This window comes from Arthrobacter sp. SIMBA_036, assembly GCF_046535135.1.
GTDB lineage: Bacteria > Actinomycetota > Actinomycetes > Actinomycetales > Micrococcaceae > Arthrobacter.
Window position 1 is genome coordinate 1 of sequence record NZ_JAWRXG010000038.1, and the last position, 972, is coordinate 972.

At 59.9% G+C, this 972-nt stretch carries 2 protein-coding genes; both read right to left on the reverse strand.

All coding sequences use genetic code 11. The features are described 5' to 3' along the window. Nucleotides 1-65: 65 nt before the first annotated feature. A complete protein-coding gene (locus SB659_RS19025; protein WP_410551515.1) occupies nt 66-242 on the reverse strand; it encodes a hypothetical protein in 177 nt (58 codons plus the stop codon). A 215-nt stretch (nt 243-457) separates the two neighbouring features. Continuing rightward, a complete protein-coding gene (locus SB659_RS19030; RefSeq protein ID WP_284980469.1) occupies nt 458-838 on the reverse strand; it encodes an SRPBCC family protein in 381 nt (126 codons plus the stop codon). Between the last annotated feature and the right edge of the window lie 134 nt (nt 839-972).

Sequence of the window (972 nt, forward strand, 5' to 3'; positions counted from 1 at the left end):
GGCATGATGAACATCCTTCCACCCGCAAGGATCAAATCCTCACAGGCAAAGTGTCAATCAAACCTTCAGCAGTCCCAGGGGCTGTGGCGGATGACCCGGCCGGCAACATCCCACTTCCGGCTGAGTGTGTGCGTGACGGCTTGCAGAAGAGTTTGCATTGCATGGGGCCCGCTGCTGGGATCGGAAAGGTCCCGGATGGACAGGGCATCATTGAGTTCGGTGGTGCTGAGGTAACTAGGCATGGTGGTCCTTGGGCTCGGATGCAGGAGGGGTGAAGTTCTCCCCCGACTCGAATCCGGCGCCAGGACCTAGGCGCGCGCCAGTAAGCCCTCGCGACCGGAAACCGGTCGGGGGCAAGTAAATCGGCGCATAGACAACATGAGGGCAACTATACGCCTGCAGTTCCGATGACCACCTTGGCAAGATGCTGAGAACAGGCTGCCTACACAACTCAGCCTTAATGCTGGTCGTGTTCGAGGATCTGCTTGAGAGCTCTCAGGTCCTTGTTGTTGGCCCGCCGCATTGCCAAGCGAATGAACGGCGCCAGCAGCCTGGGGAACCCGCTAGGGGTACCCCGGTTGCGGAGTGTCACTTGGGTCCCGCCCCCGCCTACGGAGTCGTAGCGGTAGCTGGTCTCCATGGGGAAGGGGCCTTCCGCCGTACGCATCACCAATGACCTTGAGGTATGTTCGACAATCTCATAGGTGTAGCGAAGCTCCCGGCCAAGGAAATGGGCAACGAACGCGACTTTCGTACCAACGCCCAGAGGGGGTGGCGTCTCCCACTCAACTTGGGAGATATTCGCGTACCACTCGGGAGCGCGGGACGGGTCCGCCATATGAACACTCGGGCAGAGGTCCAGGTCTCGACGGCGAGGCCGCCTCGATCATTGGATGGTGGTGTTGTTGGGTGGATTTGCGTTGGTGTGGTGGGGCGTGTATTGTTTTCTGAGTCGCCGGGTGCGAAACGGAA